This is a genomic window from Sphingomonas sp. Leaf62, assembly GCF_001421915.1.
GTDB lineage: Bacteria > Pseudomonadota > Alphaproteobacteria > Sphingomonadales > Sphingomonadaceae > Sphingomonas.
Genome location: NZ_LMLN01000028.1, coordinates 296,236 through 309,929 on the forward strand (window position 1 = coordinate 296,236; position 13,694 = coordinate 309,929).

Genomic DNA, 13,694 nt, shown 5'->3' on the forward strand with positions numbered 1-13,694 from the left:
AGGGCGACGCGCGCGGCTAGGACGTGGGGATGATGTTGGACGAAGTGGAAGAGGACGGCGACGACGCCGCTCCGATCGATACGCTGGAACGCTATTTCGCGGCGCACGGCTGGAAGCATGAGCGGGACGGCGACGAGATCGTCGCGAACGTGAAGGGTAGCTGGACCGAATTCGAACTCCGCGCGATCTGGCGAGGAGAAGATGGCGTCCTGCAATTCCTCGCGCTGCCCGATATTCGCGTCGCGGATGAACGGCGCGGTGCGATCTACGAAACCATCGGCCTGATCAACGAACAGTTGTGGATCGGCCACTTCGAGCTTTGGTCGTCGAGCGGTATCCTGCTGTATCGCCATGCCGCGATGCTGGGCGACGAGCCGGCGCTGACCATCGATCAGGCCGAATTGATCATCGACGCCGCGATCGACGAATGCGAACGCTTCTACCCGGTGTTCCAGTTCGTGCTGTGGGGCGGCAAGACGCCGAAGGAAGCCATTGCTGCGTCGATGATCGAGACGCAGGGCGAGGCATGACCGCACTGCCCGGATCGCTGTGGCTGATCGGCTGCGGCAATATGGGCGGGGCGATGCTCGATCGCTGGATCGCGGACGGCGTCGATCCGGCGGCGATTACGGTCGTAACCCGCAGCCCGCGCGAGGTTCCGGCGGGCGTTACCCATGCGATCACGCTGCCCGAAACGCGTCCGGCGATCGTCGTGCTGGCGGTCAAGCCGCAGCAACTCGATGTGATCGCGCCCGATCTGGCCCCCCGCCTCGCCGGCGTGCCGCTGTTGATCTCGATCCTCGCCGGTGTCGAGGAAGCCGCGCTCGCCCGCCGGTTCGATGCAGCGACGATCGTGCGCGCCATGCCCAATTTGCCGGTCGCGATCGGGCAGGGGGTGGTTGCGCTCCACTCGCACGGATCGGATGGCAATGCCCGGTCGACTGCCGAAGCGCTGATGCAGCCGCTCGGACTGGTCGAATGGATCGACGATGCCACGCTGTTCGATGCCGTAACCGCCTTGTCGGGCTGCGGACCGGGGTTCGTGTTCCGCTTCATCGACGCGCTGGCGGCGGCGAGCGCGGCGCTTGGTCTGCCCTCTGATCAGGCGCAACGCTTCGCCATCGCCACGGTGCAGGGTTCGGCGACGATGGCGGCAGGAAGCGATGCCTCGCCCGCAACGCTCGCCGATCGTGTCGCCAGTCCCGGCGGCTCGACGCGGCAGGGGCTGAACGTCCTCGACGAAGGCGACGCGCTGAAACGCCTGCTCGCCGCGACCCTTGCTGCGTCCGAACGGCGCAATGCGGAGATGGCGGCGGCGGCGAGAGGATGATCGGCGCGATGCTGCTCGCGGCGATGCCGGCCGCAACCCCGCCCGCCGACGTCGCTGCCCGCGCGCGACAATGCGCCGGTAAGGACGGCTGGAGCGATCCCGCGCCGCCGGTCCGCATCTTCGGCAACGTCTACGACATCGGCACCTGTGGCATTACCGTGCTGCTGATTGCCGGGCCGCACGGCCATATCGTCATCGACGCCGCGACGGCCGAAGCGGTGCCGTCTATCGTCGGCAACATCCGAAGGCTGGGTTTCCGACCGCAGGATGTGAAGCTGCTGCTGATGAGCCACAGTCATATCGACCATGCCGGCGGCCTCGCCGCGCTGCGTCGCGCGACTGGTGCGAAACTGCTCGCAAGTGCCGCGGCGCGTGAGGTGATCGAACGCGGCCGGTTCGCGGGCGACGATCCGCAGCGCGACATCCTGTCTCCGGTCGATCGCGTTCCGGTCGCCGGCGTCCTGACCGACGGCCAGCCGGTTACGCTCGGCCCGATCCGACTGACCGCGCATCTGACCCCCGGTCACTCGCCCGACGGCATGAGCTGGTCGTGGCGTTCGTGTGCGGGAAAGATCTGCCGCACCGTCGTCTTTGCCGACAGCCTGTCCGCCGTATCGTCGGATGCCTACCGCTTTCGCGACCACCCCGCCTATGTCGCACGGCTACGCGCGACGATCGCCAAGGTGGCGGCGCTGTCGTGCGATATCGTCCTTACCCCGCATCCGGCGGCAAGCGACATGGCGGAGCGCTTGGCAGGCGATAAGCCGCTGGTCGACCCGAACGGCTGCCGCGCCTACGCCGCCGCCGCGACCCGGCGTCTCGACAAGAGGCTGATCGACGAAGCGCGCTGACCTACCGCCCCAGCGCCGCCACCGCCGCCTTGTCCCCCGCCGGGATCAGCCCCTCCAGCACCGCCCAGAAGCCGCTGACGGCGTCCTGTCCCGCACCCGAATAGGCGCGCGACAATTTCGCGTTGAGCATTTCGTACAGTCGCGCCTCCAGCGCCTGTCCTTCGGGCGTCAGTTTCAGCAACCGCTGCCGCGCATCGCGGTCGCCCGCCCGGCTCTCGACCAGACCCCGCGACGACAGGTCGTTCAGCACCCGCCCCAACGACTGTTTCGTGATCGCCAGCAACCGCAGCAATTCGCTGACCGACAGGTCGGGCCGGCGGGCGATGAAATACAGCGCGCGGTGATGCGCACGCCCCAGATTCTGCGCCGCCAGTTCCTCATCGATCGTCCGCGTCAAATGGCTATAGCCGAAATACAGCAGTTCGATCCCGCGCCGTACCTCCGCTTCGCGCAGGAACAATGCCGATGCGGCCATCGACTGGGCGGGCGATATTGGGGCAGTCATGTTGACCATTTCTGCCATCCGGCCTACGCCACCGCAAGCATTCATCCATGAGGACGCCATGACGCAGCCGACCTTCGCCTTCGAATCCCATGCGACGCCGGTCGCGGCGAGCGAGCGGGCGGCACGGATCGTCAATCCGGGGTTCGGGCGCGTCTTCACCGACCATATGGCGACGATGCGCTGGTCGGAGGACAAGGGCTGGTATGACGCCAGGATCAGCGCACGCGCGCCGATCGTCATGGACCCGGCCGCCGCTGTCCTCCACTACGCGCAGGAGATTTTCGAGGGGTTGAAGGCCTATACGCTGCCCGATGGCGGCGTCGCGCTATTCCGCGCCGAACAGAATGCCGCCCGCTTCCGCCGCTCGGCAAAGCGCCTTGCCATGGCCGAATTGCCAGAGGACCTGTTCGTCGCGTCGTGCCGCGAACTGACGCTGGCCGAGCGCGACTGGATTCCGGCCGGGGAGGGCAGCGCGCTCTATCTGCGCCCGTTCATGATCGCGAGCGAGACGTTTCTCGGCGTGAAGCCGTCCGCCGAGTATCTCTATTGCGTCATTGCCTCGGCGGTTGGCAACTACTGGCCGGGCGGTGCCAAGAGCATCTCGTTGTGGGTGTCGAAGGAATTTACCCGCGCGGCGCCGGGCGGCACCGGCGATGCGAAGTGCGGCGGCAATTACGCCGCCAGCCTGCTCGCCCAGTCCGAAGCGATCCGGCAGGGCTGCGATCAGGTCGTGTTCCTCGACGCGGTAGAACGCCGCTGGGTCGAGGAACTGGGCGGCATGAACATCTTCTTCGTGTTCGACGACGGCACGATGCTCACCCCGCCGCTGACCGGCACGATCCTGCCCGGCATCACCCGCGATTCGATCCTGACGCTGGCCCGCGATGCCGGGATCGACGTGCGCGAGGAACGCTATTCGATCGACCAGTGGCAGGCCGATGCCGCCAGCGGCCGTCTGGTCGAGGCGTTCGCCTGCGGCACCGCCGCCGTCGTCACCCCGATCGGCAAGGTGTCGTCGGCGGACTTCAGCTTCCAGATCGGCGACGGCCAACCCGGTGCGCGGACGCAGGCGCTGCTCAAGCAACTGACCGACATCCAGCGCGGCCGCAGCAACGACCCGCACGGCTGGATGCAACGCATCGGCTGACCCACGGCCCTCTCCCCTTCAAGGGCGTTTCGGGTGAACAGTGCCCCGCACTGTTCAGCCCATGCCGGGACCAAGGTTCGACCTGCGAGTTTCGCCTGCCGGCACCGCGCTCAACCGAACCGCTTTCGCCCGGTTGAACGCGGAATGCCTCAAAGCACCTCGAACAACCCCGCAGCGCCCATGCCGCCGCCGACGCACATCGTCACAACGACATACTTTACGCCGCGCCGCTTACCCTCGATCAGCGCATGGCCCGTCATCCGTGCGCCCGACATGCCGTACGGATGCCCGATCGAGATCGCGCCGCCATTGACGTTCAGCCGGTCGTCGGGAATGCCCAGTACGTCCTGGCAATACAGCACCTGCACTGCGAACGCCTCGTTCAGTTCCCACAGCCCGATATCGTCGACCGACAGGCCGAAGCGTTCGAGCAGCTTGGGCACGGCATAGACCGGGCCGATCCCCATCTCGTCGGGCTTGGTGCCCGCCACCGCCATGCCGACATAGCGGCCCAGCGGCTGCAACCCGCGCGCTGCGGCGACCGATTCCTCCATCAGCACGCACGACGACGACCCGTCCGACAACTGGCTGGCATTGCCGGCGGTGATGACCGCCTGTTCACCCATGACAGGTTTCAGCGACTGCAGCCCCTCCAGCGTCGTGTCGGCGCGGTTGCCTTCGTCCTTGGTCAACGTGACGTCGTGGGTCGATACTTCCTTGGTCGCCTTGTCGACGACGTTCATCGTCGCGGTCACCGGCACCAGTTCGGCATCGAACAGTCCGTTCGCCTGCGCGGCGGCGGTGCGCTGTTGCGACTGGAGCGCATAGGCGTCCTGCCGATCGCGCGAGATGCCATAGCGTTTGGCGACGATCTCGGCGGTCTGGAGCATCGGCATATAGATGTCGCCGTGCATCGCCAGCAATTCGGGATCGGCGGCGATCCGCATCTGCGGCGTCTGGACAAGGCTGATCGATTCGACCCCGCCGGCGACACAGATGTCCATGCGGTCGTGCACGATCTGTTTGGCGGCGGTAGCGATCGCCATCAGCCCGCTGGCGCATTGCCGGTCGATCGACATGCCCGACACCGTCGTCGGCAGGCCGGCGCGCAGAGCCGCCTGACGCGCGATATTGCCGGCCTGATGCCCCTGTTGCAGCGCCGCGCCGAACAGCACGTCGTCGACCTCGCCCCCCTCGATCCCGGCGCGTTCGACCGCCGCCCGGATCGAATGCGCGGCCAGCGTCGGCGCGGGCAGGTTGTTGAACGCCCCGCGATAGGCGCGCCCGATCGGGGTACGGGCGGTCGAAACGATGACGGCTGAGCGCATGGCGGGTCCTTGTTCAGGTGAAGATCTGGCTGATCCATTCGGCGATCAGCGCGGGTTGATCGGTACCGTCGACCTCGACGGCATAGCTGATGGTCTGTTGCCACCGGCCGGGGCGCTTCTGTTCGAACGCCACCAGCGTGAAGCGCCCGCGAACGCGCGACCCCGACCGCACCGGCCGGACGAAACGCACGCGGTTGCCGCCATAGTTGATTTCCATACGCGCGCCCGACACCGCCGGCATCCCGCTGCTCGCCGCCAGTTTCGGCAGCAGCGACAACAGCAGGAAGCCGTGCGCGATCGTACCGCCGAACGGGGTCGCGGCGGCCGCCACCGGGTCGACATGGATGAACTGATGGTCGCCGGTCGCATCGGCAAAGGCGGTGATCCGCGACTGGTCCAGCGTCATCCAGTCCGACAGCCATTCGCCGCCGATCCGTTCCGCCATCGCCTCCGCCGTGATCGCCGTCACCGACCTCTCCTTATCCGGCCAAGCATAGCGGCACCAACGGCGCAACCGCAAGCGCGAACACACCGAAAGCCGGAAAGTCAGGATATCGGCGTCCGGGATGCCCAAACCCTATCTTCGAAAAGATCAGCTCGCCGTAGGGGCCGGGTCGACGATCGAGCCATCCGCCCGAGCCGTCATGTTGACCTGCGTCGGATAGGCGATCTCGATCCCTTCGGCATTGAACCGTCGCAGGATCGCGATGCCGACCGCGGTCCGCCCGTCGTAGAAGGCCGCATAGTCGACGCCCGGCGAATCGAAGATGACCTCGAAATCGAGGCTCGATGCGCCGAACCCGATAAAGCCGCAACGAACGAACACGCGATGTTCGGCCTCGACGATCTCGCGCAGCATCGTGGGCAAGCGCGCACAGGTGTCGGCATCGGTCTGATAGGTCACACCGATCACGAACGACGCGCGGCGATGCTCGCGCCGGCTGTTGTTGGTGATTTCCTTGTCGAGCAGGTTCTTGTTCGAAATGATCCGCTCTTCGCCGGTGATCGACCGGATCCGCGTCGATTTCAGCCCGATCTCGGCGATGGCACCATTGGTCTGGTCGTAACTGACATTGTCGCCGCGCCGGAACGGCTTGTCGAAGATGATCGACAGCGCGGCGAACAGATCGGCGAAAATGCCCTGCGCGGCCAGACCGATGGCGATGCCGCCGACGCCCAGTCCCGCGACCAGCCCGGTGACGTTCACCCCCAGATTGTCGAGCACGACGATCAGCGCGATGGCGAACAGCGCGAAGGTGACCAGCAACCGGATCAGCCCCATTGCCGATGCCAGCGCCTCACCATGATTATGGTCGCTCGCCGTCCGCCGCTCGACCACGCCCAGGATCACTTCGCGCGCCCAGATCGCCGCCTGGAACACCGCGGCGACGGTGAACAGGAACTCGATCGTCGCGGTCACCATCGGCGGCGCGCTGGCATAGCCGTCGACCAGCTTGGCGGCGAGCGTTACCATGAAGAACAGGCCGGTCCGCGCGACCGCCCGCCCGACGACGGTACCCCATCCGGCGCGATCGTTGCGACACAGCCGCATGCCCCAGCGCCGTACGACCAGCAGCGCGACGACGATCGCCGCCCCAACGCCCAGCGCGACCAGCACCTGCAACCAGTTGTCGGCGATCCACCGCGCGCTGTCCTGCAACAACAGCTGCGCCTGCGCTTGCGCCTGATCGGCGCTGAAGCTCTTTTCGACCGTCGCGGCGGCCGAACTATTCTGGGCGGTCATGCAATCCTTTCAGGCGGCTTCGGCGACCTTCGCCTGTGCTTCGAGCAGCGCGATCAGCCCGCGTTCGTGCCGGTTGAGATGCTTGGCACTACGCGGCAGGCGCAGCGTCTCGCGAAATGCGGTCTGCCCGTCCTTGACCAGATCGATCAGCAGCGGATGGACATAGGATTTGCGGGCGATCGCCGGGGTATTGCCCAGCGCGTCGACCACCGGCCCCAGCATCGTCTTCAGGCTGATGTCCTGCTCCGCCTCGGCCAGCGAGGTGAAGGCCAGCACGCTCGCCCCCCACGTCCGGAAATGCTTGGCGGTGAAATCCCCGCCCATCGCCTCGCGGATATAGGCGTTGACGTCGCCCGACGTGACCGGATGCGTCTCGCCCTCGGCATCGACCCAGCGGAACAGATGCTGTCCCGGCAGATCCTGACACTTGCGTACGAAACTGGCCAATGAGCGGTCGGTGATCGTCAGGATTCGCAGCTTGCCCGACTTCGCCTTATATTGCAGCTTCAGCGAGGTGCCCGACAGCCTGGCGTGGCGCTTGCGCAGCGTCGTCGCGCCGAAACTCTTGTTGACCCGTGCATAGCCTTCGTTGCCGACCCGGACCCGGCCGAGATCGAGCAACCGCACCACCGCCGCCACCGCCCGCTCGCGTGACAGCGCCCGCTTGGCCAGATCGCGTTCGACCTGCGCCCGCAATTTGGGCAGGGCATGGCCGAACGCGGCACAGCGATCATATTTCGCCGTTTCCTGCGCTTCGCGGAAATCGGGGTGATAGCGATACTGCTTGCGGCCCTTGTCGTCCCATCCGATCGCCTGAATATGCCCCGACCGATCGGTGCAGAACCATGCGTCGCGATAGGCGGGCGGCAGGCCGATGGCGTTCAGCCGGTCGATCTCGTCGCGGTCGGTGATGCGTTCGCCGTCCGCGTCGTAATAGCCCCAGCCGTGCGTCAGTTTCTTGCGGGTAATGCCGGTTGCCGCGCAGTCCGAAAACGTGCAGCCGGCGGGGCAGGGGAGGTTGTCTTCGGCTGGTTCCATCGGGCTTTCCCTGCAGGTGATCCGATCAATGTTCGGCTCGTCGCTTCGTTCCGGAACCGGGCCGGTGCCGACCGGTTAGGGGCGGACCGTAACAGGAGATTACCGATGGCCGACCTCGCCAATGCCCGCGTGCTGATCCTCGCCGCCGACGGGTTCGAGGAATCCGAACTGTTCGATCCGCGTCAGGCGCTGCTCGACGCCGGGGCGCAGGTGACGCTCGCCTCGATCAGGACCGATCCGATCCAGGGCGTCGTCAACGACAGTGAAAAGGCGCGGACGATCACCCCCGACCTGACGCTCGACGATGTCGATACCGAACAGTTCGATGCGCTGCTGCTGCCCGGCGGCGTCGGCAATCCCGACAAGATGCGCATGGAGGAACGCGCGGTCGAAATCGTCAGCGAATTCATGGACGACGACAAGATCGTCGCCGCGATCTGCCATGCCCCATGGCTGCTAGTCGAAGCCGATGTGGTCGACGGCCGCCGCGTCACCAGCTGGCCGTCGGTGCGCACCGACCTCGAAAATGCTGGTGCCGAAGTGGTCGATCAGGAGGTCGTGATCGACGGCAACCTCATCACCAGCCGCATGCCCGACGACATTCCGGCCTTTTCGAAGGCGATGATCGACGCGCTGGAAAGCGAACTGGCGGAGGCGTGAACGGGGCGGGGCGGAGCAACCTCCGCCCCGTGTCCGCTGTAACCGACGTTCGTCCTTACCGCGAAGGCGGGAACCCAGATGCGCCAACGTTCGCGCTCGGATCGGAAGTGTTGCGTCTATAGGTCCCCGCCTTTGCGGGGACGGTGACGCGTACCTGCAACGGTAAAAGCCTGCCGTCAGCCCCTCAAACCCCGACCGCAACCCTCCGCCGATCCCACCACCGGTTCATCCACCCCTGCGCCGGCCGCTCGACATAGCGATACAGCAGTTCCGACGACCCGATCACCGCGACCCCATACAGCGCCAGCACCCATGGCCGCGCGGTCGCGGCGTCGGCGACGAACACCAGCTTGAACACGAACCACAGCAGGAAATGGCCGAGATAGGTCGCGTAGCTGATCTCGCCCAGCCGATGGATCGGCCACCATTCGAGCGGATTGCCCCGCCGGTTCGACAGGATCGCCAACGCCAGCAACAGACACGCCAGCGCCGGCGGAAACGCATAGGGCTCGGGCAACAGCTTCAGCCCCCATCCGACCACCAGCAACCCTGCCAGCAGCACCGCAATCCCCGCGACCCCGTCGCGCCGCTGCCACCGGACCCATAGCGCGCCGATCGCCGTCCCCGCCGCGAACTGGATCACGCACCGCGCCACGGCGAAGCGTCGCAGATCGGCCCCCAGCCCATCCTGCCCGGCATGGGGCAGCAGCCCGAACAGCAGCACTGCGACCACCGCTATCAGCGCCCAGCTCGGTACCCGCCGCCAGTCGACCGTCACCGCCAGCACCGGGAACAGCAGATACGCTGCCGACTCCGCCGAAATCGACCACGCCGGATCATTCCACGCCAGCGGCTCGACGAAACCCCAGCTTTGCAGCAGCACTAGGTGCAGCGGCAATTCGGCAAAGGGGAAGCGGTCGATATTGCGCCCGCTCGCGGCCAGCACGATCGCGAGGGCGACGGCGCAGGCGAGCACGAACAGATGCAGCGGCCAGATGCGTGCCATCCGCTTCCAAAGGAATCGCCCCGCCTCGCCGAACCCGCGTTCGCGAAACCGCGATCCCCATGACAGCCAGATCACGAAGCCCGACAACAGAAAGAAGAAATCGACCGCCAGATACCCCTTGGCGATCGCGGATTCGATCGCCGGGTGCAGCGCGCCCATCGAGCCGCGCAGGTGGAAAAACACCACCCACCATGCGGCGATCCCGCGCGCGCCGGTCAGGGCCTTCAACTCGTTCATGCCGCCATCGTCTCCGTCTTGCGCCGCTGGAGCGGTTGCCACGCCGCCTCGGTCCGTTTGCGCGCCAGATAGGTGTCGAGGCCGATCTGCGCGCCGATCAGCATGAAGACGAAGGGTTGAAAAGCGATGGCGATGAAGTTCGCGCCGAACAGATAGATGATGTGCCCGTTCTGCAGCGCGGCGGCGAGCGGCACCACCCACGCCTCATTTTCGCCCGCCTTGGCATAGCGCCGCCGCAGCACTTCCATGCGGAACAGCCCGCCCAGATTGATCGCCAGCCACAGCATCAGCCCCGGCCAACCCTGTTCGCCCAGCATCTCGAAATAGGCCGAGTGGTAGGCGCGGGCCTTGTCGACTTCCAGACTGCGCTCGACCGTGCGGTTGCCGGCGTCGCCGACCACCGCGACCTTTTCATAGCGGATGCGGTTCTGCAGGAACGCGTTGAACCCGCCGCCGAACGGGTTCTGCTTCACATAGTCCAGCGTCCATGCCCACACCGCCAGCCGCGTCGATGCCGATGCGTCGGCCTGATAGGTGCCGATCGTCTCCATCCGCTGGGTAAAGGCGGAGGGGAGGAACGGCAGCGCCAGCAGTCCCGCCGCACCCGCCATTGCCAGATAGGTCAGCCGCCGCTTCACGTCGCGCAGGCTCAGCACGCCCAGCAGCGCGATGCACAGCAACCCGGTACGTGTCGACGTGCCGACCGGGATCAACAGGCAGGAAAAGGCCAGCGCATAGCAGAAGGTCCGTGCCCGCCAGTCGGGGGCGAACACCGTGCCGAACCGGGTGAACCACAGGATCAGCGGGATGATCGCGATCGCGACCGTCGAGATCGTCGACCCTTCGTACAGGCCGGCATTGTTCGACACCATCAGGTTCAGCTCGCCATAGCCGCCGCCCGATCCCAGCGTCTTGATCCCGCCGACGATGATGATCGACGCCGCCGACAGCACCATGAACAGCAGCAGCGATTCGATCCGCAATTTCGTCCGCAGGGTGAGCGGCAGGAAGATCGCGAACGCCAGCGCCTTCCACACCCATTCCCATTTATACTGCGCGTCGACCGGAAAATCGGCGGTCTTCGTGGTCCACAGGCAATAAAAGAGCAGCGCCAGCATCAGCAATTGTCGCGGCGCGATCCGCGTATCGCGCTTGTCGTCGACCGCGATCCACGCGACCACCGACATGCCGGCGGCGATCAGCGAAATCGGCACCGAATTCAGCAGGATATAGGTCAGCCGCTGCGGCGCGACGATGTCGATATAGACATAGGTCAGCACGAACACGAACGGCCGCCGCAACCCGGCGGCGAACAACGCGCACAGGAACGCAACGAAGACGAGGTCACGCACCCGGGCGTTTGCCCCGCTTCACGCCCACCCTGACCGGCTCGCCCTCGCGATCCAGATCATCGCGCCGCAACAGGTGCCACACCGCCAGCAGCATCAGGAAATGGGTAAGGCCCAGCGAGAAATTGTCGATCATCAGCCGGCCCCTTCGCGTTGCCCGCCGGTATCGCACGGGCGGGTTGACGCGACGTTAAGCGCGATAGGGAGCGGGGGCCAGCCGGACTGGAAAGCGTCGGTGCCGAAGGGCGTATCCCCCGGCACGAACGCACCCTTCATCCGGCGTCGTCGGGGACCGTCCCCGCCGCGGCGCTGACCCGCGCATGGGTGAAGATCATCTCGCGGCCCTGGCGGATGTCGCCGGTTTCGGACTGCTGCAGCAACCGCTTCGCATCGGTCTTGCGGTACAGATCCTCGGTCCGGTCGATTTCGCCATCGTCGACACCGACCGAGACCATCGCCGCGCGCGCCATCGTCACTGCCGAATCGAGCACTTCGCGGAATACGCCCTCGATCGGCGCACCGGCCAGCTTCATGACCGCGCGCCGGTCAAACGCGCGCACGAAGATGCCCGGCGTCGGAAACGCCTGATGGATCGCCGCGACCGATTCACCGTCCAGCGGATCGCCATCGACGCAGAACAGCAGCAACGCCGCATCCTGCGCCCCGGCCAGCCGCAACAGGTCGATGCGGGTGCCGTCGCCATAATAGACCTTCATGCCGAAACTGCCCGCAATCTCGATCATCTCGACGTCGCGGTCGATCACGGTGACGCTGATCCCCTGCGCCAGCAGCATCTGCGCGACGGTCTGCCCGAACCGGCCATAGCCGACCACGACCGCGCTCGCCCCGTCATGGCGCGGGCCTTCGGGGGTGTCGCCGCGCTTCTTGTCGGGGTCGGCGCGGAAGCGGCGCGTCGCCATCATCAGGAACGGGGTGGTCGCCATCGACAGGGTGACGATCGCGCCGAAGACGCTGGCCGCTTCGGGCGCGATCAGCAGCGCGTTCTGCGCCTGCGCGAACAGCACGAATCCGAATTCGCCGCCCTGGCTCAGCAACAGGCCGAGCGCCAGCGCCCCGCGCCACGGCATCCCGAACAACCGCCCGATGCCGAAGATCACCAGCCCTTTGGTCGCGATCAGCGCGATCGCCATGCCGACCACGAACACCGGCCGCTCGACGATCGCGCCGAGATCGAGCATCATGCCGACCGCGAGGAAGAACAGCCCGAGCAGGATCGACCGGAACGGTTCGACATCGGCCTCCAGCTCGTGGCGATACGGGCTGTCGGCCAGCATCACGCCGGCGATGAACGCACCGAGCGCCGTGGACAGCCCCAGCGCCTGCATCACCGCCGCGCTGGCGATGACGGTGAACAGTCCGGCGAACACGAACATCTCGCGCTCGCCCATATTGCCGATCAGCCGGAACATCGGCCTGAGCAGGAACCGCCCGGCAAGGATCAGCCCCGCGACCGCGCCGATCGTCCACAGCCCCAATTGCCATCCCGGCGGCCCGGCGGCATCGGCCGGGTTACGCGACAGCGCGGCGACGATGGTGATCAGCGGCACGATCGACAGGTCCTGGAACAACAGGATCGCGAACGCCCGCTCGCCGAACGGCGTCTTCATCCGCCCCGCCGATTGCAGCATCGGCAGCACCTGTGCCGTCGACGACAGCGCCAGCGGCAGGCCGAGCGCCAGTGCCGCCGCCCAGCTGAAATGCGTCGCCAGCCACACGACGCCGGTGATCGCGACGCCGCACAGCACGACCTGCATCAGCCCCAGCCCGAAGATATCGCGCTTCATCTGCCATAGCCGGGACGGGCTGAGTTCCAGCCCGACAAGGAACAGCAACAGGGTGATGCCGAGTTCGGCGATGGCCAGTTTGGATTCGGCGTTGCCGACCAGCCCCAGCACTTCCGGCCCGACCACCGACCCGGCGACCAGATAGCCGAGCGTCGCACCCAGTCCCAGTTTTCGGAAGATCAGGACGAAGATCAGCGCCGCGCCCAGCAGCGGCGCGAAATCCCGTAACAGCGACGCGGTGCCGTGCTCCATCAGGCCGCAGCCCGCCGACCGGCGATCGCCGCCGCTTCCGCCGCCGCCTCGAACGCGAGCCGGATCGAGGCATGGCGCGCGCTATGCGGCCGCGCCGGTTCGAACAGCGTCAACCCCGGCCACTCGGGCGCGACGCCTTCCCCCGCTAGCCAGGTGGCCAGCGCATCGCGAGCGGCGGCCAGTTCCGCCGCATTCCGCCCGACGATCTCGCGCGCCAGCAACGCCGACGACGCCTGCCCCAGTGCGCACGCGCGCACCAGCATGCCCACCGCCGCGACGCGGCCGTCCTCGTCGAGTATGACATCGACCGTCACCCGGCTGCCGCAGATCGGCGATCGTTTCTCGATGCTGGCATGGGGGTCGGGCAGGCGGACGGCCTGCGCGGTCTCGGCGGCTAGGCGGAGGATTTCGGTATTGTACAGATTGGCGGTCACGCGACCGG

The 13,694-nt window shown here is 66.6% G+C and carries 15 protein-coding genes; 5 read left to right on the forward strand and 10 right to left on the reverse strand.

What is annotated here, in order from left to right:
* Nucleotides 1-29: 29 nt before the first annotated feature.
* From ASE91_RS12825 to bla, 3 genes are read left to right on the forward strand one after another with little or no spacing between them, the layout of a single operon-like run.
* Complete coding sequence (locus tag ASE91_RS12825) at nucleotides 30-530, forward strand: YbjN domain-containing protein (protein WP_056500364.1); 501 nt, start codon at nucleotides 30-32, stop codon at nucleotides 528-530.
* Complete coding sequence (gene proC / locus ASE91_RS12830) at nucleotides 527-1,330, forward strand: pyrroline-5-carboxylate reductase (RefSeq protein ID WP_056626726.1); 804 nt, start codon at nucleotides 527-529, stop codon at nucleotides 1,328-1,330. The genes ASE91_RS12825 and proC overlap by 4 nt, the downstream gene beginning before the upstream one ends.
* Nucleotides 1,327-2,181, forward strand: coding sequence for a subclass B3 metallo-beta-lactamase (gene bla / locus ASE91_RS12835; RefSeq protein ID WP_056626728.1), 855 nt, complete (start codon nucleotides 1,327-1,329; stop codon nucleotides 2,179-2,181). Before proC ends, bla begins: the two co-directional genes overlap by 4 nt.
* Nucleotide 2,182: 1 nt before the next feature.
* On the opposite strand, the gene ASE91_RS12840 is transcribed toward bla, so the two are convergent.
* Nucleotides 2,183-2,686, reverse strand: coding sequence for a MarR family winged helix-turn-helix transcriptional regulator (locus tag ASE91_RS12840; RefSeq protein ID WP_056627190.1), 504 nt, complete (start codon nucleotides 2,684-2,686; stop codon nucleotides 2,183-2,185).
* Between the two features lie 58 nt (nucleotides 2,687-2,744).
* On the opposite strand from ASE91_RS12840, the gene ASE91_RS12845 reads away from it, so the two are divergent.
* Entirely contained in the window at nucleotides 2,745-3,833 is a 1,089-nt protein-coding gene (locus ASE91_RS12845; protein WP_056626731.1) for a branched-chain amino acid aminotransferase, read from the forward strand.
* Between the two features lie 149 nt (nucleotides 3,834-3,982).
* Here ASE91_RS12845 and ASE91_RS12850 read toward each other — a convergent pair whose 3' ends face one another.
* The 4 genes from ASE91_RS12850 to ASE91_RS12865 all read right to left on the reverse strand — a co-directional run bounded on the left by ASE91_RS12850 (nucleotide 3,983) and on the right by ASE91_RS12865 (nucleotide 7,943).
* Nucleotides 3,983-5,161: an acetyl-CoA C-acyltransferase gene (locus tag ASE91_RS12850; protein WP_056626733.1), complete on the reverse strand. Its 1,179-nt coding sequence runs from the start codon at nucleotides 5,159-5,161 to the stop codon at nucleotides 3,983-3,985.
* A gap of 13 nt (nucleotides 5,162-5,174) precedes the next feature.
* On the reverse strand, nucleotides 5,175-5,630 hold the full coding sequence (locus ASE91_RS12855) for a MaoC family dehydratase (protein WP_082454012.1): 456 nt from the start codon (nucleotides 5,628-5,630) through the stop codon (nucleotides 5,175-5,177).
* A gap of 123 nt (nucleotides 5,631-5,753) precedes the next feature.
* Nucleotides 5,754-6,905 (reverse strand): mechanosensitive ion channel family protein, encoded by a 1,152-nt coding sequence (locus ASE91_RS12860; RefSeq protein ID WP_082454013.1) that lies wholly within the window; start codon nucleotides 6,903-6,905, stop codon nucleotides 5,754-5,756.
* A gap of 9 nt (nucleotides 6,906-6,914) precedes the next feature.
* A complete protein-coding gene (locus tag ASE91_RS12865) occupies nucleotides 6,915-7,943 on the reverse strand; it encodes a DNA topoisomerase IB (protein ID WP_056626735.1) in 1,029 nt (342 codons plus the stop codon).
* Between the two features lie 105 nt (nucleotides 7,944-8,048).
* Between ASE91_RS12865 and ASE91_RS12870 the strand changes: the two genes are divergently transcribed.
* A complete protein-coding gene (locus ASE91_RS12870; RefSeq protein ID WP_056626737.1) occupies nucleotides 8,049-8,603 on the forward strand; it encodes a type 1 glutamine amidotransferase domain-containing protein in 555 nt (184 codons plus the stop codon).
* 184 nt (nucleotides 8,604-8,787) lie between these two features.
* Here the strand turns inward: ASE91_RS12870 and ASE91_RS12875 are convergent, their stop codons facing one another.
* The 5 genes from ASE91_RS12875 to ASE91_RS12890 all read right to left on the reverse strand — a co-directional run bounded on the left by ASE91_RS12875 (nucleotide 8,788) and on the right by ASE91_RS12890 (nucleotide 13,686).
* Entirely contained in the window at nucleotides 8,788-9,846 is a 1,059-nt protein-coding gene (locus ASE91_RS12875; RefSeq protein WP_056626739.1) for an acyltransferase family protein, read from the reverse strand.
* Nucleotides 9,843-11,198, reverse strand: a complete 1,356-nt coding sequence (locus tag ASE91_RS12880) for a DUF5935 domain-containing protein (protein ID WP_056626740.1) — start codon at nucleotides 11,196-11,198, stop codon at nucleotides 9,843-9,845. Before ASE91_RS12880 ends, ASE91_RS12875 begins: the two co-directional genes overlap by 4 nt.
* On the reverse strand, nucleotides 11,191-11,331 hold the full coding sequence (locus ASE91_RS20270; RefSeq protein WP_200910765.1) for a hypothetical protein: 141 nt from the start codon (nucleotides 11,329-11,331) through the stop codon (nucleotides 11,191-11,193). Before ASE91_RS20270 ends, ASE91_RS12880 begins: the two co-directional genes overlap by 8 nt.
* A gap of 136 nt (nucleotides 11,332-11,467) precedes the next feature.
* Entirely contained in the window at nucleotides 11,468-13,252 is a 1,785-nt protein-coding gene (locus tag ASE91_RS12885; protein ID WP_056626742.1) for a cation:proton antiporter domain-containing protein, read from the reverse strand.
* Nucleotides 13,252-13,686, reverse strand: coding sequence for an iron-sulfur cluster assembly scaffold protein (locus tag ASE91_RS12890; protein ID WP_056626744.1), 435 nt, complete (start codon nucleotides 13,684-13,686; stop codon nucleotides 13,252-13,254). The genes ASE91_RS12885 and ASE91_RS12890 overlap by 1 nt, the downstream gene beginning before the upstream one ends.
* Nucleotides 13,687-13,694 lie beyond the last annotated feature (8 nt).